The sequence below is a fragment of the Pseudomonas sp. FSO-7 genome, assembly GCF_059579345.1.
This window is the reverse complement of the sequence record NZ_CM184193.1, coordinates 1,618,988-1,643,256: the sequence shown is the minus strand read 5'-3', so window position 1 is coordinate 1,643,256 and position 24,269 is coordinate 1,618,988. Positions and strand designations below refer to the sequence as shown.

The window sequence follows — 24,269 nt, the reverse complement described above, 5'->3', positions numbered from 1 at the left end:
TCCGTTTTCGACGCCACAAGCCCCGATCCCGGGTTTATCCTGGTGCATTCCTGCTGTCGCGGAATGCAGCGCAATCCCGGGCACAAGGCTTGAGCCGTTCGTTTTCCCGGGCCGGGCGCCGTGTCGAGCGGCAAAAGTACCGACCGCTCATCGCTTTAGGAATGCTGCATGTCCACCCCCACAGTCCGCGAACAATTCCTTGTTATCAGTGCCCTTGGCGCCAACCCCATGGAGCTGACTAACGTCCTGTGCCGCGCCAGCCATGAGAATCGCTGCGCCGTCGTGACCTCACGCCTGACCCGTCACGGCGAATGCAGTGCACTCGTGCTCGAGATCTCCGGCAGCTGGGACGCCCTGGCGCGCCTGGAAGGCAGCCTGCCGGTGCTGGCCAAGAAGCATGCCTTTACCGTCAACGTGGTGCGCAGCGCCGCCCTGGAAAACCGTCCCCAGGCCCTGCCCTATGTGGCCTATGTGAGTTCGGCCTACCGTCCGGACATCATCAACGAGCTGTGCCAGTTCTTCATGGACCACCATGTCGAGCTGGAAAACCTGACCTGCGACACCTACCAGGCCCCGCAGACCGGCGGCACCATGCTCAACGCCACGTTCACCGTGACCCTGCCCGCCGGCACCCAGATCAGTTGGCTGCGCGATCAGTTCCTGGACTTCGCCGATGCGATGAACCTGGATGCCCTGATCGAACCGTGGCGCCCACAAAACCCAATGTAAGGAAGCGTTCATGGCCGTTGCCGTCGACCAGCCGGTTGCCGATTTCCAGGCGCCCGCCACCAGCGGGCAGACCATCAGCCTCGCCGCCCTCAAGGGCAAGCAGGTGGTGATCTATTTCTACCCCAAGGACAGCACCCCCGGCTGCACCACTGAAGGCCAGGGTTTTCGCGACCAGTACGCGCAATTCCAGGCCGCCAACACCGAAGTGTTCGGCGTCTCCCGGGACAGCCTCAAGTCCCACGAGAACTTCAAGTGCAAGCAGGAGTTCCCGTTCGAACTGATCAGCGACAAGGACGAGGCCGTCTGCCAGCTGTTCGATGTGATCAAGCTGAAAAAGCTCTATGGCAAGGAATACCTGGGTGTTGATCGCAGCACCTTCCTGATCGACAAGAACGGTGTGCTGCGTCAGGAATGGCGTGGCGTGAAGGTGCCGGGGCATGTGGATGCGGTGTTGGCGGCGGCTCAGGCCCTCAACAAAGGCTGAAGTTTTCGCTGCCTGGACTGGCGCTATCGCGAGCAAGCTCGCTCCCACACTGGATTGGTGGTGTTAATAAATCCCCCTGTGGGAGCGAGCTTGCTCGCGATGGGGCCATCTGCCTCACTCAATTAATCAAAGCTACAACAACGGCGCCACCACCGGCTCCTTGCTCGGCCACGCATCCAGCACCGCCTTGAACAGCGTCGCCAGGGGAATCGCAAAGAACACCCCCCAGAACCCCCACAGCCCGCCAAACAGCAACACCGCACAGATGATCGCCACCGGGTGCAGGTTCACCGCCTCGGAGAACAGCAGCGGGACCAGCACGTTGCCGTCCAGGGTCTGGATGATTCCGTAGACCGCCATCAGGTAGATGAACTGATCGCTCCAGCCCCACTGGAACAGCGCAATCAAGGCCACCGGCACGGTTACCACCACGGTGCCGACGTAAGGCACCACCACCGAAATACCCACCAGCAGCGCCAGCAGGGCGGCGTAATTGAGCCCCATGGTCACGAAGCCGATGTAGGTCACGCCGCCGCAGATGAAAATCTCGATGACTTTTCCGCGAATGTAATTGGCGATCTGCCGGTTCATCTCCTGGGCCACCCGGGTGATCAGCGCCCGCTCACGCGGCAGGTAGCCACGAACCCAACGCCCGATCATTTCCCGGTCCTTGAGGAAGAAGAACACCAGGATCGGCACCAGCACCAGGTAGATCATGATGTTGACCAGCAGCGGCAGGCTGGACAGCGAAAACGTCAGCGCCCATTGGCCGAACTTGCCAATCTCGCCGCGCACCACTTCGATGGTCTGCAACACCTGCTCATCGGAAACCAGGTGCGGATAACGCTCCGGCAGCAGCAATAGCAGGGACTGCCATTTGGCGAGCATCCCCGGCAACTCGTTGAACAAGGTCACCAACTGGTGCCAGAGCAACGGCACGATCACCACGATGAACACCACCAGCACGCCCATGAACAGGGCGAACACCAGCCCGACTGCGGCGGCGCCAGGCAGCCGCAAACGCTCCAGCGTCGTGACCAGCCCCTGCATCAGATACGCCAGCACCATCCCCGCCAGCACTGGCGCCAGCATGCCGCCCAAGGTGAGCACGGCGGTAAACGCCAGGAACAGCAGCACTGCCAGGACCACCGCCTCTTCATCGGAGAAGTAGCGCTGAATCCAATCGCGTAACACTTTGAACATTAAAAATCCTTAAGAGACGCTCTCGGTTTTGTCAGGCCTTTTTCAGCCAGTAACGGTAGACGCCGTTTTCGTCTTCTTCACGCAGCAGCGTATGACCGGCCAATCGGGCGAAGGTACGAAAGTCACGCTGGGAGCCCGCATCCGTGGCGATCACCTTGAGCACACTGCCGCTGGCCAGGCGGTTGAGCTCCAGCTTGGCCTTGAGCAACGGCAACGGACAGTTCAGGCCGCTGGCGTCCAGTTCGGCATCGTGGGCAACAGCATCAGTCATGGGTTCGCTCCGCGGCAGGTCGTTGAGCGGCCTAGAATATCTGGTCCCGGGCCCGGTGTCCGGCTACAGTAGGGTCTTTGTCAACTAAGGCTTCGTGCATGACATTTCTGCGCCCCACCCTGCTGACGCTCGCTTGCCTGCTTGCCTCACCGGGCTTCGCCGACGACTTGCCGTCACTTGGCGATGCCAGTTCTGCCATCGTCTCGCCAGAACAGGAGCACCAACTGGGCCGCGCCTGGCTGGCCCTGCTGCGCAGCCAGGTTTCACAGCTCAACGATCCACAGCTCAAGGACTACGTCGAAACCAGCGTCTACAAGCTGGTGGAAACCAGCCAGGTCAACGATCGGCGCCTGGAATTCATCCTGATCAACAGCCCGCAACTCAACGCCTTCGCCGCACCGGGCGGCATCGTCGGGGTCAACGGCGGCCTGTTCCTCAACGCACAGACCGAAGGCGAATACGCCTCGGTCATGGCCCACGAACTGGCGCACTTGTCACAACGCCACTTCGCCCGCGGCGTCGAAGCCCAGCAACGCATGCAGGTGCCGATGATGGCCGCGCTGCTGGCCGGCATCGTGATTGCCGCCGCCGGTGGCGGTGACGCCGGGATCGCGGCCATCGCCGGGACCCAGGCCGCCGCCATCCAGGAACAACGGCGCTTCTCGCGCCAGAACGAACAGGAAGCCGACCGCATCGGCATCCAGAACCTGGAGAAGGCTGGCTACGACCCGCGCTCCATGCCGACCATGTTCGAGCGCCTGATGCGCCAGTACCGGTTCGACGCCAAGCCTCCGGAATTCCTGCTGACTCACCCGGTCACCGAATCGCGGATCGCCGACACCCGCAACCGCGCCGAACAGGCCAAGCCAGGCGGCATCGAAGACAGTGTGCGCTATCAACTGATTCGCGCGCGGGTCCAACTGACCTATGAAGAAACCCCGGGCCTGGGCGCCAAGCGCTTCCGTGCACAACTGGATGAGAACCCGAAGAACGACGTGGCCCGCTATGGCCTGGCGATCGCGCAGATCAAGGGTGGCCAGTTGAATGAAGCACGGGAGAACCTCAAGCCACTGCTGGCCAAATCGCCCAACGAGATCATCTACAACCTCGCCCAGGTGGACCTGGACATCACCAGCAACAAACTGGCCGACGCGCAATCCCGCGTCGACCGGATGCTGAGCCAGTACCCGGGCAACTATCCGCTGAATCAAGTACGCGTCGACCTGCTGCTCAAGCAGAACCGCCCCGCCGATGCCGAGAAGGCCCTGGAAACCTTGCTCAAGTCGCGCCCGGACGATCCGGACATCTGGTACATGGTGGCCGAGACCCGTGGGCTGTCAGGCAACATCATTGGCCTGCATCAGGCCCGTGCCGAGTACTTCGCCCTGGTGGGCGACTACCGTCAGGCCATTCAGCAACTGGACTTCGCCAAACGCCGCGCCGGCACCAATTTCCCCCTGTCGTCGCGCATCGATGCCCGCCAGCGGGAACTCATGGAGCAGGAACGCATGGTCAAGGACATGATGGGCTGAGCATTCGCCAGGCATAAAAAAACCGCCTCTTCCGAGGCGGTTTTTTTTTCAGCGGCTAACCGATCATTCGGCCAGCTTGAAGGTGATGAAGCTCGCACGCCCCTGTCGCAGGACCCGCATCGACACTGAACGATTCTTCGGCAATGCCTTGGCAATGTCGGTGAATTCCTTCGCCGAACCGATGGCCTGGTTGTTCAGGTGCGTGATGATGTCGCCTGGCTGGAGACCGATCAGCGCGGCAGGACCGTCCTGCACTTCCTTGATCACCACCCCGCCCTGCAGTTCCAGGGTGCGTTTCTGCTCTTCGGTCAGTTCGACCACCGCCACGCCCAGGCGGTTGCTGCTGCGCTCGACACCGGACTTGGGCAGCGAATCCAGTTCCTTGCCCTCTTCAGGAATGGCGCCGACGGTCAGCTCGACGTTCTTGCGCTTGCCTTCACGAATCACTTCAAGATTGGCCTTGGCACCCGCCTTGAGGGCGCCCACCAGGTGCGGCAGGTCGGCGGACATGATGATCGGCTGGCCGTTCATGCTCAGGATCACGTCACCCACTTGCAGGCCGCCCTTGGCAGCCGGGCCACCTTCCTGGATCTGTGCCACCAGCGCACCGGCGGGTTTATCCAGCCCGAACGACTCGGCCAGATCCTTGTTCACTTCCTGAATCACCACGCCCAACCAGCCACGGCTGACCTTGCCTTCGCTTTTCAGTTGGTTGGACACGTCCATGGCAACGTCGATCGGAATCGCGAAGGACACGCCCATGAAGCCGCCCGAACGGGTATAGATCTGGGAGTTGATGCCCACCACTTCACCGTCGAGGTTGAACAGCGGGCCACCGGAGTTACCCGGGTTGATCGGCACGTCGGTCTGGATGAACGGCACGTAGTTTTCGTTCGGCAGGCTGCGACCGATGGCGCTGACGATACCCTGGGTCACGGTGTGGTCGAAGCCGAATGGAGAACCGATGGCCACCACCCATTGGCCGGCTTTCAGGTCCTGGGATTTACCCAGCTTGAGCACCGGCAGGTCTTTGCCCTCGATTTTCAACAGCGCCACGTCGGAACGTGGGTCGGTGCCGATCAGCTTGGCCTTCAGCTCGCTGCGGTCGGCCAGGCGTACCAGGATTTCGTCGGCATCGGCGATCACATGGTTGTTGGTCAGGATGTAGCCATCAGGCGAAATGATGAAGCCCGACCCCAGGGATTGCGCTTCGCGCTGGCGGCCACCGCCGGGCGAACGAGGCTGTTGTGGCATGCCACGCTCAAAGAACTCCCGCAGCATCGGCGGCAAGCCTTCCAGGTCGGGCATCTGCTGGTCCGATACGCGGCGGTCCGGCAACTTCTGGGTGGTGCTGATGTTCACCACCGCGGGCGAAGCCTGCTCGACCAGTTGCGTGAAATCAGGCAATTCGACCGCCACGGCAGGAACCGCCTGGCCGAGCACAAGCACGGTGGCAAAAATGGAGAGATAGGTTTTCAAGCGTGGTATCGACATACGGCTCCCGTTACGACGAGCATGGTTAAGCGATATGGAGCAAGGAATACCAGGGAAAGATACGCCGGTATTTTTGTTCCGGGAACAGACAAGGCCAGGGCCGAGCGGCTCTGACCTATAGAAAAAAAGCTGGGTTTTTGCAAATGAAAATGCTGACAGGAAGTTTCGGCATTTCGATCAAGCCCTGGCGTCATCAGCCTCTCGCGCAATCGAACCACCCATGGAGCCAGCTGGCTATTGAGTCGCCTTGACGTCGGAGCGCATGGAAAGCGCGATCCGTTCCGCCGTACCGATAGGAATCTCACCGACCACCGTGACCATCATTTCGCCTTGGGGCGTCGTGAGCCTGCGGGAGACGGCAGCCGTCGGGCCGAGTTGAGTACGGGTGTCGGTGGCGTTGGCACCGTTCAACGGCTCCAGGAACACCGAGAAGCGCGCCAGGCCATCGTCGTACATCAAGCTGCTGACCTGGACCTGGGTGTCCGGGTCCTTGCGCGCGGCACTGCTGGTCAGTTCAAAGCCGGGCGGCAACCAATCCGAGTGCCAGGCGGTTTTCGCCGCGACGGCCTTTCCGGGATCCTGCGCGACGGCCTTGCATTCGGCACTGGCCTGCAGGTCACCATCCGTGGGAGCGGTGACGTTCAAGCGAGTGAACTGGAAGCGTTCGAGCAATTGGCCCTTGTCATTGAGCAACAAGGACTTGAGCGGCAGGCCGGTCTCTTTGTCCAGATGCAGCTCGAAGCCATAGCGATGCTGGTCCTTGGGCGTCAATGCCACGATGACCGCTTGACGCCCGGCCACGCGCGACTTGCCAATGACAGCAAGGTCATACCAATTCTTGAGTTTTTGCGGATCGAGCGCACGTGAAGTGCCGTCCGGCGTATTGCCCAGCCCCGCGATCAAGGAGCCGCTGACGCATTGAGTATGCCCATCAATGCGCAGGACTTCCTGTGCCGAGCCGTCGAGCTGGAGCAACCGCTCGCGGACCTTGCCATCCTGGACGCGATGCCAGATGTTGTGCGTAGAAAAACTACCGTTGCGCTCGTAAACGAAAGTGCCCTGGAAGCTCTGCTGTTCCTCGGCTTGACTCAGGCGGTTCAACCAGTCCTGAGCCTCATCGGCATGGGCTGGAATCGCACACCAGCCACCAAGCAGAAGCGTGAATAGAGGTATGGCGCGCAATGGCTTTCCTTATTAACGGTTTTCCAGGCTGGCGGCACGGGCGTAAGGCAGCGCGCTTTCGGTACCTTTCAGGGCAGCTTGCTGGGCATGCTGACGCAGGTAGTTGGGCAGACGCTGATCATGCCAGCCAGGCTGGCCTTGCAGAACACCGTTGACCATCGGGCCTGCGGCTTCCGAACCTTCGCTGTAACCGGCCAATACCGCTGGGCCCTTGACCTGTGGAGCGGCCAAGCCAGGCTGGTTGGACTGCTGCGCCATTTGCACGCCAGCAATCTCATCCTGGTTGTACAGGCGCACACCGGCCAGTACGGCAACGGTGACCGACGCGGCTACCGCCAGACGACCCAGGCTGCGCCATGGTCCGCGTGAAGCTTTTGCCGGTACGGCTTCGTCAGCCAATGCAGCAGAAACGGCCGCGGCGATGTCCAGGCGTGGAAGCAGCAAATCCTTGTGCATAACAGCCCGGGCGATCTGGTAACGAGCCCAGGTCTCACGTGTTTCAACATCGTCAAAGGCATTCAATACCCGACGTAATTCAAGTTCGTCCGCTTCGTTGTCCATAACTGCGGACAGCGATTCCTGCAGGGCTTCACGACTCATGGCGTTCCTCTCTTGGCTGTCGCCGCTGTCTCTAGTTTTCCTGCAACAAAGGTTGCAAGGCTTTATCGATGGCCTCCCGAGCGCGGAAAATCCGGGAGCGCACGGTGCCCACAGGACATTGCATGACGCTCGCAATGTCTTCGTAACTCAGACCGTCGAACTCACGTAAAGTTAAAGCCGTACGCAAATCTTCAGGCAGTTGCTGGATGGTTCGATGGACGGTGCCTTCGATCTCATCCCGCAGCAACGCACGTTCCGGTGATTCGAGATCCTTGAGGCCATGATCGCCATCGTAGAACTCGGCATCTTCAGAACTTACATCGCTATCCGGCGGCCGGCGGCCGCGTGAAACCAGATAGTTTTTCGCCGTGTTGATGGCGATGCGGTAAAGCCACGTATAAAACGCGCTGTCCCCGCGGAAATTACCAAGTGCGCGGTAGGCCTTGATGAAGGCTTCCTGAGCGACATCCTGCGCTTCATGGGTGTCGTGCACGAAACGCACGATCAACCCGAGAATTTTGTGCTGGTATTTCAGCACTAGCAGATCGAAAGCTCGCTTGTCGCCGCGTTGGACGCGCTCGACCAGCTGCTGATCCTCTTCCTGGGTTAGCATGAACACTCCTCGATAAGCTCGAAGGAGGCTTGCATTACTAAATGACCGGGCTTGCAAACATAGACTCGGGCTTTTCGCAAAAGTTCTCCCCCTTCCAAGCAAGTTTCCGGCGCGCTCTGATCTCGGCACGCACGAAAAACGCAGCAGGAGTTTCCCCGGCTGCGCGAATAATCTGTCATCGGGTCTGTCGGCAGCGATTCCAATCGAAATCTTGCACCAACCCGACGCTGCTCCCTTTTGCAGACAACCGTCTATTGAACGTAGGCGCTTGGCAAAAGTTCCCGCTATTTACATCGTTATGAACTGAATATTAGGCAACCATGACGAGATAAACAGCGTTCTGTCCTCGAAACGGCCGCCTTTATCGACTCAAAGCCAAACCGACGATCCGACGAAGCGTGTCGCTTTTCTGTCACGCTGGTTCCACATTGCCATGAATGCCCGGCTATTGTGCCGATCCCCCCCTCTATATACTAGTGGGCTGCGTGGCTGCCCGACCCGTTGAAGCGGTGTCTGGCGCCAACCCCGACCCGGGTCGCTTTGAGCGGAAACCATTCGAATGAGCCAACAGTTTCAACACGATGTTCTGGTAATCGGCAGCGGAGCCGCCGGATTGAGCCTGGCCCTGACCTTGCCTGCGCATTTGCGCATCGCAGTACTGAGCAAAGGCGACCTGGCCAACGGTTCGACCTTCTGGGCCCAGGGCGGTGTCGCCGCCGTGCTGGACGATACCGACACCATTGAATCCCATGTCGACGACACCCTCAACGCCGGCGGTGGCCTTTGCGATCCGCAAGCGGTGCGTTTCACCGTCGAGCACAGCCGGGAGGCCATCCAATGGCTGATCGACCAGGGCGTGCCGTTTACCCGTGACGAACAATCGGGCACCGAAGACGGCGGTTTCGAGTTCCACCTGACCCGCGAAGGCGGCCACAGCCATCGGCGCATCATCCACGCGGCCGACGCCACCGGCGCGGCGATCTTCAAGACCCTGCTCGCCCAGGCGCGATTACGGCCGAACATCGAATTGCTGGAACAGCGCGTCGCGATCGACCTGATCACCGAAAAACGCCTGGGCCTGGACGGTGACCGCTGCCTCGGTGCCTACGTGCTCAATCGCGGTACCGGCGAAGTCGACACCTACGGCGCGCGCTTCGTCGTCCTGGCATCCGGTGGCGCGGCGAAAGTCTACCTGTATACCAGCAACCCCGACGGCGCCTGCGGCGACGGCATCGCCATGGCCTGGCGTTCGGGTTGCCGGGTAGCAAACCTGGAGTTCAACCAGTTCCACCCCACCTGCCTCTATCACCCGCTGGCCAAGAGTTTCCTGGTGACCGAGGCCCTGCGTGGCGAAGGGGCCCATTTGAAGCTCCCCAACGGTGAACGCTTCATGCAACGCTTCGACCCGCGCGCCGAACTGGCGCCGCGTGACATCGTCGCCCGGGCCATCGACCATGAAATGAAGCGCCTGGGTATCGATTGCGTCTACCTGGACATCAGCCACAAGCCCGAAGCGTTCATCAAGAGCCACTTCCCGACGGTGTACGAGCGCTGCCTGGAATTTTCCATCGATATCACCAAGCAACCGATCCCGGTGGTGCCAGCGGCGCACTACACCTGTGGCGGCGTGATGGTCGACCAACAGGGCCGCACCGACGTGCCTGGCCTGTATGCCATTGGCGAAACCAGCTTCACCGGCCTGCACGGCGCCAACCGCATGGCCAGCAATTCGCTGCTGGAATGTTTCGTCTACGCCCGCTCGGCGGCGGCAGACATCCTCGAGCAATTGCCGCAGATCGCCATTCCAGCCACCCTGCCCTCGTGGGACGCCAGCCAGGTCACCGATTCTGACGAAGACGTGATCATCGCCCACAACTGGGACGAACTGCGGCGATTCATGTGGGACTACGTGGGCATCGTGCGCACCAACAAGCGCCTGCAACGGGCACAGCATCGGGTGCGTTTGCTGCTGGATGAAATCGACGAGTTCTACAGCAACTATAAAGTCAGCCGCGACCTGATCGAGCTGCGCAACCTGGCCCAGGTGGCTGAACTGATGATTCGCTCGGCCATGGAACGCAAGGAAAGCCGAGGACTGCATTACACCCTCGACTACCCGAACCTGCTGCCCGAGGCACTGGACACTATCCTGGTGCCGCCCACCTACGCCGACTGAACCTGAGCCGCACCCGCAGGCGCCGATGGACATCCGGCGCCAGCGCGTCGCGGGGCACGCACAGGGAACGGACCCGCCATTCACCCTGCAATCGAAAACGCAGCACGATGATCATCGGCAGCGCCAGGCTATCGGGGCGCAGTTGCACAGCCCGCCAGCCATCGGCCCGGCTCCAGAGCTGCCAGCCAGCGGCATTACGCCGCAACCCGCGAAAGGCCCGGCGATGGGTCAGCACGACCTGTCGGGGAATGACCCAGGCGCCATGGGCCAGGCACAGGATGACGCCAAGCGCTGCGCACCAGGACGGGATGGACAACAGAAGCAACGACCCCAGGGCGAACACCTGGGCCAGCAGATAGGCCGCCAGCAGTTGCCCGGAGGCCTGCCAGCGGCATTCGAAGCGATTACTTGGGTTGGACACGGTCCAGGATCATCCGGACCATGCGCTGCAACTCCGGGTCTTCGGATTCGCTGCGTTCCATGAACCAGCCGAACATGTCCTGATCCTCGCATTCGAGCAGGCGGACATAACACGCACGGTCCACTTCATTGAGATGGGGGTAAACCTCTTTCACGAACGGCACCAGCAACACATCCAGCTCAAGCATGCCGCGGCGGCTGTGCCAGTAGAGGCGATTCAGTTCAACATCTTCGACCATGGAGCGCTCCTCAAATAGAGCGCAAGTATACAGGCCTCGCCACAGCGCAACAGACGGCTTTGTTCGGGCACCACCGATCCTTTGTGAACTACCCATTTCAAGGGCGTCCCCTTATGATGTCTACCAGACTTTTTACCCTGCGATGACCCATGGCTGATTTCGCTTTTTTCTGCACCCTGTCCCACGAAGGCGTCCTCGCGGTCCGCGGCGTGGATGCCAGCAAATTCCTGCAAGGCCAATTGACCTGCAACCTCGACTACCTGAGCGACAGCCGGGCCAGCCTCGGTGCCCGCTGCACGCAGAAGGGCCGGATGCAATCGAGCTTCCGCATCCTGCTCCAAGGTGATGGTGTATTGATGGCCATGGCCACCGAACTGCTCGAGCCGCAATTGGCGGACCTGAAAAAATACGCCGTGTTCTCCAAATCCAAGCTCACCGACGAAAGCGCCGCCTGGGTTCGCTTCGGCCTGGAAAATGCCGACAAGGCCCTCGCGGGCCTGGGCCTCGAACTGCCGAGCGACACCGACAGCGTGGCGCGCCATGAAGCCTTGATCGCCATCCGGGTTTCTCCCGGCCGCGCCGAATTGTGGGCACCCGCCGAACAGGCACAGGCACTGCGGACCCGCCTGGGCGCTGAACTGGCCGAGGCGGACCTGAACCCTTGGCTGCTGGGCCAGATCCGTGCCGGGATCGGTCAGGTCATGCCGAGCACCCGCGAACTGTTCATCCCACAGATGCTCAACCTGCAAGCCGTCGGCGGCGTCAGCTTCAAGAAAGGCTGCTACACCGGCCAGGAAATCGTCGCCCGCATGCAATACCTGGGCAAGCTCAAGCGGCGCCTGTATCGCCTGCAACTGGACGCCAACGAGTTGCCGGAGCCCGGCACGGCGCTGTTCTCCCCCACCCACGGCAGTTCCATCGGCGAAGTGGTAGTTGCCGCCCGCGGCGAAGGAAACATTGAACTGCTGGCGGTATTGCAGGCCGAAGCAGCAGAAGATGACAATCTGCACCTCGGTGCCTTGGAAGGCCCTCGCCTTCAATTGTTGGACCTGCCTTACGAACTGGACCGCGACCGCGAAATCCAGCGCTGATCGCAGCATTTGTCGCAACACCCTAGAGAACCGAAATGAGCGATTTGGCGGATAAGGTCCAACGGGATTTGGTGCAGGCCATCGATAACGATGACCTGGTTCTGCCAACATTACCGGAAGTGGCCATGCAGATTCGCCGGGCCGCCGAAGACCCGGAAATCAGCGTCAGCAACCTGAGCAAAGTGATCGGCCGCGATACGGCCCTCTCGGCACGCCTGATAAAAGTGGTCAACAGCCCGCTGTTGCGCGCCACCCAGGAAGTCACTGACCTGCACACGGCCATCACTCGACTGGGCGTCAACTACAGCAGCAACCTGGCCATTGGCTTGGTGATGGAACAGATTTTCCATGCCCGCTCCGAGGTGGTGGAACTGAAGATGCGCGAAGTCTGGCGCAAAAGCCTGGAGATCGCCGGCGTCAGCTATGCGTTGTGTCGTGGCTACACCCAACTCAAGCCCGACCAGGCCGCATTGGGTGGGCTGGTGCACCAGATCGGCGTGCTGCCGATCCTCACGTATGCACAGGACAATAATGAATTGCTGTCGGACCCGGTCAGCCTCAACCATGTCATCGAGACGATTCATCCGGTGCTGGGGGACAAGCTGCTCAGCGTCTGGGAGTTTCCGGAACGGTTGGTGAAGCTGCCGGGGCTGTACCTGGATTTCAACCGCGACTCCAAGCAAATCGATTATGTCGATCTGGTGCAGGTCGCTGCGCTGTATTGCTACAAGGACACCGACCACCCTCTGAGCAAGATTGACGTGTTCGGCGTCCCGGCCTTCAAGAAACTGGGCATCGACCCGGAGAACAAGGCCCGGTGCGCGGACATCGAAGAAGCGCGGTCGATGTTCTATTAGAGACATCTGAAGCCACGAAGCGCTCCTGTGGCGAGGGAGCTTGCTCCCGCTCGGTCGCGCAGCGGCCGCAAAAGCTTAGGGCTGCTTCGCAACCCAGCGGGAGCAAGCTCCCTCGCCACAGGGTTTTGCATCGCCAGGTTTACCCTGGGATAAAACTCACCCGCACCTTCAGCCCTCCCGCCTCCCCGTCGTGCAAGGTGATCTGCGCCAGATGGGCACGGCAGATTTCGCCGACGATCGCCAACCCCAGTCCCGAGCCGGCCACTTGCTGGTTGCGTCGATAGAACCGCTCGAACACTCGGTCCCGTTCATGCAAGGGAATGCCGGGGCCATCGTCCTCGACTTCCAGCACGGCCGGCGCAGACACCCGCAAAATCACATTCCCGCCCGACGGGGTGTGGGCCAGGGCGTTGTCCACCAGATTGCTCAACAGCTCGTTCAACAAGGTCGGCTCGCCCCGCAGCCATACCGGCTCGTCGGCTTCCAGGGCCAGCGCCACGCCTCGGGCATGGGCCAGCGGGGCCATGGCCATGCCCAGTTCACGGGCCAACTGGCTCAGGTCGAGCAACTGTGCGCCGCCTTCGGCAATGGCCCGGGCGCCGTTTTCCACCCGCGCCAGGGACAGCAACTGGTTGGCCAGGTGGGTCAATCGATCGGTCCCCTGGGCAGCGGTTTCCAGGGTTTCACGCCAAGTCGCCGGCTCGCTGGCGCGCAAGCCCAGCTCCAGGCGTGCCTTGAGCGCGGCCAAGGGCGTACGCAGTTCATGGGCGGCATCGGCGATGAACTGCGCCTGCCGCTCGAATTGCCCGCGCAGGCGCTCGGTGAAATGGTTGAGAGCCCGCACCAGCGGCCATAATTCGTGTTGCACCTCCACCAACGGCAGCGGCCGCAGATCGTCCGGCTGACGCTCCTCCACCGCCGTGCGCAAACGCTCCAACGGGCGCAACGCCGCACTGACCGCAAACCACACCAACAGCAGCGCGCCCACGGCCAGCATGCCCAGGCGCAACAGCGTGTCGGCCATCAGGCCACGGGCCATGCTGACCCGCGCCTCCTCGGTTTCCGCCACGCGAATTTCCGCCATGCCATTCATGTTTGGCTCGCTCACCGCCTTGAGCAGGCTCACCACCCGCACGTTCTGCCCTTGGTACTGGGCGTTATAGAAGCGCGCCAGGGCTGGATAATCGTCCGTGCGTGGTGTCCCGGGCGGCGGGCCGGGGAGGTTTTCGTAACCGGAAATCAACTTCTTGTCGATGTCATTGACCTGGTAGTAAATGCGTCCGGCACTGTCGTAGGCAAAGGTGTCCAGAGCCACGTAGGGCACATCCGCGCTGAGGCTGCCGTCGCGCTGGGACAGGCCCGCGGCGATGGTCCGGGCCGAGGCCAGCAGGGTCCGGTCATAGGCGGTGTCCGCCGCTTCGCGACCGTTCCAGTAGGCACTCAAGCCGCTGGCGAGCATCAGCACCACCAGCAGCAACGCCAGGTTCCAGAGCAGCCGCCAGCGCAAGCTGTCGGGCTTATGCATTGCGGTTTTCCAACAGATAGCCCAAGCCGCGGAACGTCACGATCGCGACCGCATGACCGTCGAGTTTCTTGCGCAGGCGATGGACGTAGATTTCAATGGCGTCGGGGCTGGCCTCTTCGTCCAGGCCGAACACCTGGGCCGCCAGTTGCTCCTTGCTCATCACCCGCCCCGGCCGGGCTATCAACGCTTCCAGCACGGCTTGCTCGCGGGATGTCAGGGTCAGCAATTCCTCGTCGAGGGTAAAGCGACGGGTGTCCAGGTCATAGACCAGCCCACCACAACGCTGCTGACGTTCGCCGCCCAGTACGCTGCGGCGCAACAGGGCCTTGACCCGGGCCTCCAGCTCAGTGAGTTCGAATGGCTTGGCCAGGTAATCGTCGGCACCGAGGTTGAGGCCATGGACGCGGTCCTTGACGTCGCTGCGGGCGGTCAACATCAGCACTGGCAACGTCTTGCCGCGCGCCCGCAGGCGCGCCAGCACCTCGAAACCGTCCATGCGCGGCAGCCCGACATCGAGCACCGCCACAGCGTATTCCTCGCTGCTCAAGGCCAGGTCGGCCGCGACGCCGTCGTGCAGCACGTCCACGGTCAAACCGGTGCTCTTGAGCGCTTGGGCAACGCTTTCGGCGAGCTGCAGATGGTCTTCGACGAGCAGAACACGCATGGGTTATTCCTCGATTCAGGGATGGTCGACGCCATTCTTTGGCGCGGAGTTTACAGCCGCATCCGTCGCTGTGAAGGCAAAAACATTCTGAAAGCTTTTGAAAGGTTAGCGAAAGGTTGAGCCATTAGAGTCCCTTTACGGATAGTTTCGACTGCCCGCCGCGACACCCCATCGCGAACGAAAAATGCCTCGAAGCGTTTTCGCCCTATAAGAAAAATAAAAGCGGAGTATTCACCATGCCGTCCATGCCGTCCATGCAGCTCCAGGCCCCAGCGCCTGCTCGCCCTTCTCGCTTCAACCAGACCGCCCTGGGCGGTGCCACCACGCATTCAATTCCGATAACGACCTGCGTCAACCATCAGCGATGACCCGGGGCGGGAATCCGTCAACGACACATTTTCACCACACACAACAACAATTCCTGTGGAGACAACAATGAACCTATCACTGCGTAAAGTAGCCCTGGCCGCCGGATGCCTGATGTTCGCCGGGCAGCTGCTCGCCGCTGATCCATCCAAAGAGCCCAAGCGCCCCGAATGCATCGCCCCGGCCTCCCCTGGCGGCGGTTTCGACCTGACGTGCAAGCTGGCGCAAAGCGCGCTGGTCAACCAGAAGCTGCTGACCAAGCCAATGCGCGTGACCTACATGCCCGGCGGTGTCGGCGCGGTGGCCTACAACGCAGTGGTCGCCCAGCGTCCGGCCGACGCCGGCACGCTGGTGGCCTGGTCCAGCGGTTCGCTGTTGAACCTGGCCCAGGGCAAGTTCGGTCGTTTCGATGAAAGCGCCGTGCGCTGGCTGGCGGCCGTTGGCACCAGCTATGGGGCCATCGCCGTGAAAAGCGACTCGCCCTACAAGACCCTCGACGATCTGGTACAGGCCCTGAAGAAAGATCCAGGCTCGGTGGTGATCGGTTCCGGTGGCACCGTGGGCAGCCAGGACTGGATGCAAACCGCGTTGATCGCCAAGGCTGCCGGCATCGACCCGCGCAAACTGCGCTACGTGGCGCTTGAAGGCGGCGGTGAAATCGCCACTGCTCTGCTCGGTGGCCATATCCAAGTGGGCAGTACCGACATCTCCGACTCCATGCCGCACATCCAGAGTGGTGACATGCGTCTGTTGGCGGTGTTCTCCGATAAACGCCTGGACGAGCCGGAAATGAAAGACATTCCGACGGCCCGTGAACAAGGCTACGACATCCTCTGGCCGGTGGTTCGCGGCTTCTATCTCGGGCCGAAGGTCAGCGATGAAGACTACGCCTGGTGGAAAGACGCCTTCGACAAACTGCTGGCTTCCGAAGAGTTCGCCAAGCTGCGCGACCAGCGCGAGCTGTTCCCGTTCGCCATGACCGGCCCGGAACTGGACACCTACGTGAAGAAGCAAGTGGCTGATTACAAGGTGCTGGCCAAAGAGTTCGGCCTGATCCAGTAACCGTCTCTGTTCTCGCGGCGGCGCTGGTACTGTCGGCGCCGCCCAGGAGTTAGTCATGCTCACCATCCAACGTATTTTTGCCGCGGTGCTGCTGCTGGTCTGTATCGGCCTGGTGCTGATGGCCTGGCCGTATCAGGCCGCCTTTTCCTACGAACCGGTCGGCCCGCGCGCCTTTCCATTATTGATCCTGGGACTGATGGGCCTGGCGCTGCTGTACATGCTGTTTCGCCCTACCCCCATCGTGCACAGCGATGAAGACCCGCAACTGGACCGTGAAACCCTGCAGAAGATCGGCATCTGCGTGGTACTGCTGCTGGTCTTCGCCGGGACCTTCGAACCCCTGGGCTTCATCATCGCCAGCATCCTGATCGGTGTGCCGATGGCGCGCCTGTATGGCGGTCGCTGGGTGCCGAGCGTGGTGATCATCAGCCTGATGGCCATCGGTCTTTATCTGTTGTTCGACAAGCTGATGGACGTGCCGCTGCCCCTTGGCCTGCTCGACGTCCTGGAGAATTGATATGGATACCCTGAATTATCTCGGCCAGGGTTTTGGCGTTGCATTGACCCCCTACAACCTCGTCACGGCCCTGAGCGGTACCTTGATCGGCACCGTGGTCGGCCTGCTGCCGGGCCTGGGCCCGATCAACGGCGTGGCGCTGCTGATCCCGATCGCCTTCGCATTGGGGCTGCCGCCGGAATCGGCGCTGATCCTGCTGGCGGCGGTGTACCTGGGTTGTGAATATGGCGGACGCATCAGCTCGATCCTGCTCAACATCCCCGGTGAAGCCTCCACCGTGATGACCACCCTCGACGGCTACCCGATGGCGCGTCAGGGCCTGGCCGGGGTGGCGTTGTCGCTGTCGGCGTGGAGTTCGTTCATCGGCGCGTTCATCGCCACCTGCGGCATGGTGTTGTTCGCACCACTGTTGGCCAAATGGGCGATTGCGTTCGGACCGGCGGAATACTTCGTTCTGATGGTGTTCGCCATTGTCTGCCTCGGCGGCATGGCCGGCGACCGACCGCTCAAGACGTTCATCGCGGCGCTGATTGGCCTGTTCCTGTCCAGTGTCGGGATCGATGCCAACAGCGGTGTCTACCGCTTCACCGGTGACAATATCCACCTGACCGACGGGATTCAGTTCGTCGTGCTGGTGCTGGGTTTGTTCTCCATCAGTGAAATCCTGTTGCTGCTGGAGAAAACCCATCGCGGCCAGGAAGCGGTGGAAGCCACCGGGCGGATGATGTTCAACGTCAAGGAAGCGGCCTCGGTGTTCTGGGTGAACATCCGCTGTGGCGTGCTCGGCTTCATCATGGGCGTATTGCCTGGCGCGGGCGCGACCCTGGCCAGTGCCGTGGCCTACATGACTGAAAAGCGCATCGCCGGAACCGGTGGCACGTTCGGCCAGGGCGACAAGCGTGGCCTCGCGGCGCCGGAAACCGCCATCGGCGGTGCAGCCTGCGGCGCACTCGTGCCGATGCTGACCCTCGGCGTTCCCGGCTCGGGCACTACGGCGGTGATGATCGGCGCGCTGTCGCTGTACAACATTACCCCTGGCCCCCTGCTGTTCCAGCAACAGCCGGACATCGTCTGGGGCCTGATCGCGTCGTTGTTCGTCGCCAACATCATGCTGGTGATCCTCAACATCCCGATGATCCGCATCTTCACCCGCATCTTGGCCGTGCCGAACTGGGCGTTGGTTCCGGTCATCGCGATCATCACCGGGATCGGTGTCTATGCGGTGCATGCCACCACGTTCGACCTGTTCCTGATGATCGGCATCGGTATCTTCGGCTACATCCTGCGCAAGTTGGACTTCCCGCTGTCGCCGGTGCTGCTGGGCTTCATCCTCGGTGGGCTGATGGAGCAGAACCTGCGGCGTGCGCTGTCGATCTCCAACGGTGCGCTGGAGATCCTCTGGTCGAGCCCGATCACCTTCGGCTGCTGGATCCTGACAGCGATCATGCTGTTCATGCCATTGCTGCGAATCTGGCGTCGCCGCGCTGCACAACGTCGCGCCCTGGCCAATGTCTGAAGCGACCTTCAGACAATGGTGGGGAACACCGCTGGTCGGCCTGGCCGGCGGTTACCTGGCCAGCCTGATCGGCTGGCCTTTGCCCTGGATGGTCGGCTCGTTGCTGGCGATCATCCTGGTGCGCTGTCTTACGCCGTGGCAACTGATGGAAATCCCCGGCGGTCGTAAATGCGGCCAATGGGTGGTGGGCATCGGCATTGGCCTGCACTTCACTCCCGTAGTGATGGAGCAGGTCCTGAGCCATTTTGGCCTGATCTTCTTCGGCGCGCTGATCACCAGCGTGTCCAGCGTGGTAAGTGTCTGGCTGATGCGTCGCACCGGCGAAGACCGCGCTACCGCGTTTTTCTCGAGCATGCCGGGCGGTTCCGGCGAAATGGTCAACCTCGGTGCCCGCAACGGCGCGGACCTCAGCCGTGTCGCGGCGGGCCAGAGCCTGCGGGTACTGGTGGTGGTGCTGTGCGTACCGGCAGCCTTCAAGTACCTGTTGGGCGAAGGTGCGCCGGTGCAACACGCCACGACGGTGGACTGGCTGTGGCTGGCGCTCCTGTTTCCGGCGGGCGCCCTGCTCGCCTGGGTCTGGGAGCGCTTGCGCCAGCCGAACCCCTGGTTGTTCGGACCGTTATTGGTGAGTGCGGCGGTGAGCATCGGTTGGGACCTGCACATTGGCCTGCCCAACGGCGCCAGCCAGATCGGCCAGTGGCTGATCGGCAGCGGATTGGGTTGTCATTTCAACCGGCAGTTCTTTCGTCGGGCACCGTCGTTCATGGGCCGTACGTTGGTTGGCACGGTGTTGACGATGCTGATCGCCACGCTTGCAGCCCTAGGGTTGAGCACCTTGTCCCATCTGGACCTGCGTTCGTTGACGCTGGGCATGATGCCAGGCGGCATCGCGGAAATGAGCCTGACGGCGGAGACGCTGCAACTGTCGGTGCCCTTGGTGACGGCGTTGCAGGTGATGCGGTTGCTGTTCGTGCTGTTTCTGGCGGAGCCGTTGTTCAGGTATTGGGCGAGCAGGCCGGGTTCAAATTCGTAACCCAGTTGCCTTCATCGCGAGCAAGCTCGCGATGGGGCCCTCACAGCCAACCATTCAAACCGGCGGCAACCGCCAATCGATCGGCTTCTCGCCCTGCTGCTGGAGAAACTTGTTGGTCCGGCTGAAATGCCCGCAACCGATGAAACCTCGGTGGGCCGACAGCGGTGACGGATGGACCGAGGTCAACACCAAATGCTTGGTCGCATCGATCAGCTTCTGCTTGCTCTGGGCATGGGCGCCCCACAGCAGGAACACCAAGTGCGGCTGGTGTTCGCTGACGACTTCAATGATCCTGTCGGTAAAGTGCTGCCAACCTTTTTTGGCGTGGGCGTTGGCATTGGCGCGCTCCACGGTCAGGGTCGTGTTGAGCAGCAACACGCCCTGGTCGGCCCAGCTTTGCAGGTAGCCGTGATTCGGGATGTCGATGTTCAGATCGCGCTTCAATTCCTTATAGATGTTCACCAGCGACGGCGGAGTCGGCACGCCCGGCTGCACCGAGAAACACAAGCCATGGGCCTGGCCCGGGCCGTGGTACGGATCCTGGCCGAGAATCACCACCTTGACCTTGTCCAGCGGCGTGGAATTGAGGGCATTGAAAATCAACGATGCCGGTGGGTAAATCTCCTTGCCGGCGGCGTATTCCCGACGCAGGAATTCGCGCAACTCTGCCATGTAGGGCTGGTCGAACTCGGCACGCAGTGCCTGCTTCCAGCTCGGTTCGAGTTTGATACGGTCGTCAGCAGTCATGGTTGCATCCGGTAAAAACAATGGGCGCACCCTAGGAAAGCCTACAGGGCTTGTCAATTGATCTGACGCAGAACCGGCACTTTCCTACGTAGCGGTCATACTGAACATTCAAATTTCTGATCGAGGTCACGATGAATCTGCACTTCGAAGAGCTTACCGGCATCGACGGTGCCCGTATCGGCATCGCCACCCTGGATGCCGAAAAATCCCTGAACGCGCTATCCCTGCCCATGATCAACGCCCTGCGTGATCGCCTCGATGCCTGGGCCAGGGAGCCGCAGGTCGTTTGCGTGCTGTTGCGCGGCAATGGTGCCAAGGCCTTCTGCGCCGGCGGTGAAGTGCGCAGCCTGGTGGAAGCCTGCCGCGCTCATCCCGGCGAAGTACCACCGCTGGCGGCACAATTCTTCGCGGCGGAATACCGCTTGGACTTCAACCTGCACACCTACCCCAAACCCTTGCTGTGCTGGGGCCACGGCTATGTTCTGGGCGGCGGCATGGGGCTGCTGCAAGGCGCCAGTACCCGCATCGTCACGCCAAGCAGCCGCCTGGCCATGCCGGAGATCAGCATCGGCCTGTACCCGGATGTCGGCGCCAGTTGGTTCTTGTCGCGCCTACCCGGCAAGCTCGGGCTGTTTCTTGGCCTGACCGGCGCCCACATGAATGCTCGGGACGCCATCGACCTGGGCCTGGCCGACCGTTTTTTGCTGGATGAACAACAGGACGACCTGATCGAAGGCCTGCTGCAACTCAATTGGCAGGAGCAGACCGAGATGCAGCTCAACAGCTTGCTCAAGGCCTTGCAGCAGGAAGCCATCACCCAACTGCCCGAAGCCCAATGGCTGCCGCGGCGGCCGAAAATCGATGAGTGGCTGGATGTCAGCGACGTGCGTTGCGCCTGGAAAGCCCTCAGCCTGTTGGTGGATCATCCTGATCCACTGATCGCCCGAGCCACCAAGACCATGACCGAAGGCTCGCCGTTGACCGCTCACCTGGTCTGGGAGCAGATCGCCCGGGCCCGGCATTTGTCCTTGGCCGGTGTGTTCCGGATGGAATACACCTTGAGCCTCAACTGCTGCCGTCATCCGGAATTCAGCGAAGGCGTGCGGGCGCGCCTGATCGACAAGGACCACAAACCCCGCTGGCACTGGCCGGACATCAACCATGTGCCCGAAGCCGCAGTGGAGGCGCACTTTCACAAGGCGTGGGAAGGTCGGCATCCATTGGCGGATTTGTCCAACGAATAAAGCCCTCTGTAGGAGCGAGCTTGCTCGCGATGGCGTCGGGTCAGCAATATCAAGGGTGCCTGACACACCGTAATCGCGAGCAAGCTCGCTCCCACAAGCGTTATCCCATCGGGTTTATTGCAGACAATCGGCATAGGGGACGGCCTTCATAGGCCGTTCCCCTGCCACACCACCCGGCATGCGGGTCCGCACCGGGCGGTTCGAGAGATTGAGGTCAGGAGAGACGCGGTAAACCCAAGCTGTCGAACCAGGCGATACTCAGCACACGGTTCAGCTCATACCGGCTGTTGCTCCACCAACGGCGAGCATTCCCCGCGATCTTCCTCGCGACTTCCACACTCGCCCCCAGTGCCCGCAACGCCCGGTAGGTCGTCGTTCCGCGCTTCCATTGCTTGAGCTGGATTGCTCGTAATCGGTGCCGTATCCATTCGTCCAGCTCGCGCCAGACGGCTGGGGTTTGCGACAGTCCGAAATAAGCTTTCCAACCCAGAATGTAAGGGCGCAGATCATCGACGATCTGCTGCAAACTACGGCCACATGAGCGTCGGGTGTGCCAGCGTATTCGCTGCTTGAACTGCTTTTGCGCTTTAAATGAGACGGCTCGCTTGGCTTCGCCCTGAGAGGCCCAGAAGGCGTATCCCAGAAACTTGCGACCAAACGCACTCGTCACCGCACTCTTGCTCTCGTTGACGCTCAAGTGCAGCTTTTCATACAGACACTTGAGCAAGGACATCACTCGCTGCCCGGCCTTCTGACTGCGAACGTACACATTCGCATCATCGGCATAGCGCACAAAACTATGACCTCGGCGTTCAAGCTCTCGATCCACTTCGTCCAGCAGCACGTTCGCCAGCAACGGCGACAGCGGGCCGCCTTGCGGCGTCCCCAGGCGGCTTTTCTCGACCACGCCATTGATCAGCGTTCCCGCATCCAGATACGCACGGATCAGGCGAATGACCGCCTGATCTGCTATCCGTTTGCGTAAGCGATCCATCAAGATGTCGTGGTCGACCCGGTCGAAGAACTTCTCCAGATCAACATCCACTACCACCTTGAGCCCCGCAGACACATGGCGCTGAGCCGCCAGGATGGCGTCCTGCGCACTGCGCCCCGGACGAAAGCCGTAGCTGTGTTCACTGAAGGTTGGATCGAGCAGTGGTTGCAGGACTTGCAGCAGCGCTTGTTGAATCAACCGGTCGGTGACCGTTGGAATGCCTAACTCGCGTTCACCGCCGTCAGGCTTGGGAATGACCACGCGCCGTACCGGACTGGGCCGGTAGACGCCTGAAAGAAGCTGTTCGCAGATCACAGGCCATCGGGACTGCAAAAGTTTGGCGGTCTGTTCAATGTCCAAACCGTCGACTCCAGCAGCTCCTTTGTTGGCCCTGACTCGTCTCCAAGCCCGTTTCAGGTTCGCTCTCGCAAAGGCCCGTTCCAGCAGCCCTTGCCCTGCGTTGTAGGATTCATCTTGCGGGCAATTGACCTCGTCGCTGATGGAGGCACTCACGGCTTCACCGCTCGCGTCCCTCCCATCCGCCCCGCGTTTGGCAGGCATCTGACTTCCGGTCTTTCGCATCAACATGGCCTATGACGCTTTCTCTCGTTCGGCCCTTCGTCAAAAAAAGAAAAAAAGACTACTACGGCCTCTGCTGACTTCTCGCTCCGGTTTGCACCGTCGCCCTTTCAGGCATAAGGCGAGATCTCCCCAGGTAAGAACGCAATCCTTCACCGCACAGCCGCCGGATCTACGCAGCCGCCCTTTGACCACAAGAGTTTCGCGGTTTTTGGCCCGCTCACCCTGGTCGGCTTCGCCTTATATCCGGTTCTTGTTCATCGGCTCACGGCTTCGCTCCACGCTTCCTCCCCACACTCGGTCGCCCTCATGCAGTTGCGCTTCACTTCATTCGCTGTGGTCAGCTTACGGCGGGACTTTCACCCACAAGATTGCGCCCATGCTGGGCGCACCAAAAAAAGCGGCGCTCAATGCGCCGCTTCTTGTTGCCCAGAGATCAGCGGTGGTTGCCCCGTCCATCGTGATTGCCGCGTCCACGGTCATGATCGCCGCGTCCCCAATGATCACGCCCGCCCCGACCACGTCGGTCGTCATTCCAACCGCCCCGGTCACGGCCGTCCCAGCCGCCCCGGTGCGGATAAGACCGGTACGCCGCTCGCGGTGGCGAGTAGTAGCGTGGGCCTTGTTGGTAGTAGCGCGGAGCCGAGTAGTAGCGCGGCGCCGGTTGGTAGTACCGCGGGGCGTAATAACCACGCGGGGCCGAATAATAACTCGCGCCACCATAATAGACTGGCGCCGGTGAGGTGTAGACCTCGGAACGGTAGTAGCTCGAGTCTCCGTCGTAAAAAGGCACGCAGGCCGAAAGAGTCAAACCGAGAAACGCAATGAGCAGCAGTCGTCGATACATGGCGGCCTCCTGGACCGCGGATGGGCCACATCAGCGACGCTGATGGGCGGCAGTCAACGTGGTGTGACTGACACATACTCAGACAGCCAAATCGGAATCTGGTGCGACCTGGCAACAACTAGAAACATGTCCTTCGTCGCCCTCTTCCGGTGCGCAAGGCACCACAAACAAGCACAAATCCGCCCTCAATCATCCGTTCCCGACACTTGCCCTCTCTGGCCCGGGCCTTTGCCGGAATTGGCACGGCTCTCGCTTTAACAAACTCCGTGCAGGAGTCATCACAG

The 24,269-nt window shown here is 61.3% G+C and carries 24 protein-coding genes; 11 read left to right on the top strand and 13 right to left on the bottom strand.

Going from position 1 to position 24,269, the window contains the following annotated elements:
* Nucleotides 1–168 precede the first annotated feature (168 nt).
* Entirely contained in the window at nucleotides 169–729 is a 561-nt protein-coding gene (locus AC515T_RS07245; RefSeq protein WP_003184325.1) for a glycine cleavage system transcriptional repressor, read from the top strand.
* Nucleotides 730–739: 10 nt separating this feature from the next.
* On the top strand, nucleotides 740–1,213 hold the full coding sequence (locus AC515T_RS07240) for a peroxiredoxin (protein WP_496531962.1): 474 nt from the start codon (nucleotides 740–742) through the stop codon (nucleotides 1,211–1,213).
* Nucleotides 1,214–1,345: 132 nt separating this feature from the next.
* On the opposite strand, the gene AC515T_RS07235 is transcribed toward AC515T_RS07240, so the two are convergent.
* Nucleotides 1,346–2,416 carry an AI-2E family transporter gene (locus AC515T_RS07235; RefSeq protein WP_092204436.1) on the bottom strand — a complete coding sequence of 357 codons (1,071 nt, stop codon included), beginning with the start codon at nucleotides 2,414–2,416 and terminating at the stop codon, nucleotides 1,346–1,348.
* Nucleotides 2,417–2,447: 31 nt separating this feature from the next.
* Nucleotides 2,448–2,687: a sulfurtransferase TusA family protein gene (locus AC515T_RS07230; RefSeq protein WP_053120054.1), complete on the bottom strand. Its 240-nt coding sequence runs from the start codon at nucleotides 2,685–2,687 to the stop codon at nucleotides 2,448–2,450.
* A 98-nt stretch (nucleotides 2,688–2,785) separates the two neighbouring features.
* On the opposite strand from AC515T_RS07230, the gene AC515T_RS07225 reads away from it, so the two are divergent.
* Nucleotides 2,786–4,219 (top strand): M48 family metalloprotease, encoded by a 1,434-nt coding sequence (locus tag AC515T_RS07225; protein WP_496531961.1) that lies wholly within the window; start codon nucleotides 2,786–2,788, stop codon nucleotides 4,217–4,219.
* A gap of 63 nt (nucleotides 4,220–4,282) precedes the next feature.
* On the opposite strand, the gene AC515T_RS07220 is transcribed toward AC515T_RS07225, so the two are convergent.
* From AC515T_RS07220 to rpoE, 4 genes are all read right to left on the bottom strand, one after another.
* Complete coding sequence (locus AC515T_RS07220; protein WP_496531960.1) at nucleotides 4,283–5,713, bottom strand: DegQ family serine endoprotease; 1,431 nt, start codon at nucleotides 5,711–5,713, stop codon at nucleotides 4,283–4,285.
* Nucleotides 5,714–5,947: 234 nt separating this feature from the next.
* Complete coding sequence (locus AC515T_RS07215; RefSeq protein WP_496531959.1) at nucleotides 5,948–6,895, bottom strand: MucB/RseB C-terminal domain-containing protein; 948 nt, start codon at nucleotides 6,893–6,895, stop codon at nucleotides 5,948–5,950.
* A gap of 12 nt (nucleotides 6,896–6,907) precedes the next feature.
* The gene (locus AC515T_RS07210; protein ID WP_230153096.1) at nucleotides 6,908–7,495 is read right to left on the bottom strand and encodes a sigma-E factor negative regulatory protein; all 588 of its coding nucleotides are present in this window, start codon (nucleotides 7,493–7,495) and stop codon (nucleotides 6,908–6,910) included.
* 31 nt (nucleotides 7,496–7,526) lie between these two features.
* On the bottom strand, nucleotides 7,527–8,108 hold the full coding sequence (gene rpoE, locus AC515T_RS07205) for an RNA polymerase sigma factor RpoE/AlgU (protein ID WP_003172477.1): 582 nt from the start codon (nucleotides 8,106–8,108) through the stop codon (nucleotides 7,527–7,529).
* 559 nt (nucleotides 8,109–8,667) lie between these two features.
* Between rpoE and nadB the strand changes: the two genes are divergently transcribed.
* Nucleotides 8,668–10,284, top strand: a complete 1,617-nt coding sequence (gene nadB, locus AC515T_RS07200; protein ID WP_496531958.1) for an L-aspartate oxidase — start codon at nucleotides 8,668–8,670, stop codon at nucleotides 10,282–10,284.
* Here the strand turns inward: nadB and AC515T_RS07195 are convergent.
* Together AC515T_RS07195 and AC515T_RS07190 are read right to left on the bottom strand one after the other, a co-directional pair.
* Nucleotides 10,253–10,705, bottom strand: a complete 453-nt coding sequence (locus AC515T_RS07195) for a protein YgfX (protein ID WP_496531957.1) — start codon at nucleotides 10,703–10,705, stop codon at nucleotides 10,253–10,255. The genes nadB and AC515T_RS07195 overlap by 32 nt on opposite strands.
* Nucleotides 10,689–10,943, bottom strand: a complete 255-nt coding sequence (locus AC515T_RS07190) for an FAD assembly factor SdhE (protein ID WP_003184348.1) — start codon at nucleotides 10,941–10,943, stop codon at nucleotides 10,689–10,691. Before AC515T_RS07190 ends, AC515T_RS07195 begins: the two co-directional genes overlap by 17 nt.
* 149 nt (nucleotides 10,944–11,092) lie before the next feature.
* Here AC515T_RS07190 and ygfZ point away from each other — a divergent pair, with 149 nt between their 5' ends.
* On the top strand, nucleotides 11,093–12,034 hold the full coding sequence (gene ygfZ, locus AC515T_RS07185) for a CAF17-like 4Fe-4S cluster assembly/insertion protein YgfZ (RefSeq protein ID WP_496531956.1): 942 nt from the start codon (nucleotides 11,093–11,095) through the stop codon (nucleotides 12,032–12,034).
* A 35-nt stretch (nucleotides 12,035–12,069) separates the two neighbouring features.
* Nucleotides 12,070–12,891 carry an HDOD domain-containing protein gene (locus AC515T_RS07180; protein WP_060738768.1) on the top strand — a complete coding sequence of 274 codons (822 nt, stop codon included), beginning with the start codon at nucleotides 12,070–12,072 and terminating at the stop codon, nucleotides 12,889–12,891.
* Nucleotides 12,892–13,030: 139 nt separating this feature from the next.
* Here AC515T_RS07180 and AC515T_RS07175 read toward each other — a convergent pair whose 3' ends face one another.
* The gene (locus tag AC515T_RS07175) at nucleotides 13,031–14,416 is read right to left on the bottom strand and encodes a sensor histidine kinase (protein WP_496531955.1); all 1,386 of its coding nucleotides are present in this window, start codon (nucleotides 14,414–14,416) and stop codon (nucleotides 13,031–13,033) included.
* On the bottom strand, nucleotides 14,409–15,080 hold the full coding sequence (locus AC515T_RS07170) for a response regulator (protein ID WP_496531954.1): 672 nt from the start codon (nucleotides 15,078–15,080) through the stop codon (nucleotides 14,409–14,411). The genes AC515T_RS07175 and AC515T_RS07170 overlap by 8 nt, the downstream gene beginning before the upstream one ends.
* A 435-nt stretch (nucleotides 15,081–15,515) precedes the next feature.
* On the opposite strand from AC515T_RS07170, the gene AC515T_RS07165 reads away from it, so the two are divergent.
* From AC515T_RS07165 to AC515T_RS07150, 4 genes are read left to right on the top strand one after another with little or no spacing between them, the layout of a single operon-like run.
* Nucleotides 15,516–16,508 (top strand): Bug family tripartite tricarboxylate transporter substrate binding protein, encoded by a 993-nt coding sequence (locus AC515T_RS07165; protein WP_496531953.1) that lies wholly within the window; start codon nucleotides 15,516–15,518, stop codon nucleotides 16,506–16,508.
* Nucleotides 16,509–16,563: 55 nt separating this feature from the next.
* Nucleotides 16,564–17,025, top strand: a complete 462-nt coding sequence (locus AC515T_RS07160; RefSeq protein WP_496531952.1) for a tripartite tricarboxylate transporter TctB family protein — start codon at nucleotides 16,564–16,566, stop codon at nucleotides 17,023–17,025.
* A 1-nt stretch (nucleotide 17,026) separates the two neighbouring features.
* A complete protein-coding gene (locus AC515T_RS07155) occupies nucleotides 17,027–18,541 on the top strand; it encodes a tripartite tricarboxylate transporter permease (RefSeq protein WP_496531951.1) in 1,515 nt (504 codons plus the stop codon).
* Nucleotides 18,534–19,574, top strand: coding sequence for an AbrB family transcriptional regulator (locus tag AC515T_RS07150; RefSeq protein WP_496531950.1), 1,041 nt, complete (start codon nucleotides 18,534–18,536; stop codon nucleotides 19,572–19,574). Before AC515T_RS07155 ends, AC515T_RS07150 begins: the two co-directional genes overlap by 8 nt.
* A 54-nt stretch (nucleotides 19,575–19,628) precedes the next feature.
* Here AC515T_RS07150 and ung read toward each other — a convergent pair whose 3' ends face one another.
* Nucleotides 19,629–20,321, bottom strand: coding sequence for a uracil-DNA glycosylase (ung, locus tag AC515T_RS07145; RefSeq protein ID WP_109755900.1), 693 nt, complete (start codon nucleotides 20,319–20,321; stop codon nucleotides 19,629–19,631).
* A 131-nt stretch (nucleotides 20,322–20,452) separates the two neighbouring features.
* On the opposite strand from ung, the gene dspII reads away from it, so the two are divergent.
* Nucleotides 20,453–21,565 (top strand): enoyl-CoA hydratase/isomerase DspII, encoded by a 1,113-nt coding sequence (gene dspII, locus AC515T_RS07140; protein WP_496531949.1) that lies wholly within the window; start codon nucleotides 20,453–20,455, stop codon nucleotides 21,563–21,565.
* Between the two features lie 214 nt (nucleotides 21,566–21,779).
* On the opposite strand, the gene ltrA is transcribed toward dspII, so the two are convergent.
* Nucleotides 21,780–23,147 carry a group II intron reverse transcriptase/maturase gene (ltrA, locus tag AC515T_RS07135; RefSeq protein WP_496529475.1) on the bottom strand — a complete coding sequence of 456 codons (1,368 nt, stop codon included), beginning with the start codon at nucleotides 23,145–23,147 and terminating at the stop codon, nucleotides 21,780–21,782.
* 427 nt (nucleotides 23,148–23,574) lie between these two features.
* A complete protein-coding gene (locus AC515T_RS07130) occupies nucleotides 23,575–23,985 on the bottom strand; it encodes a hypothetical protein (RefSeq protein WP_496531948.1) in 411 nt (136 codons plus the stop codon).
* Nucleotides 23,986–24,269 lie beyond the last annotated feature (284 nt).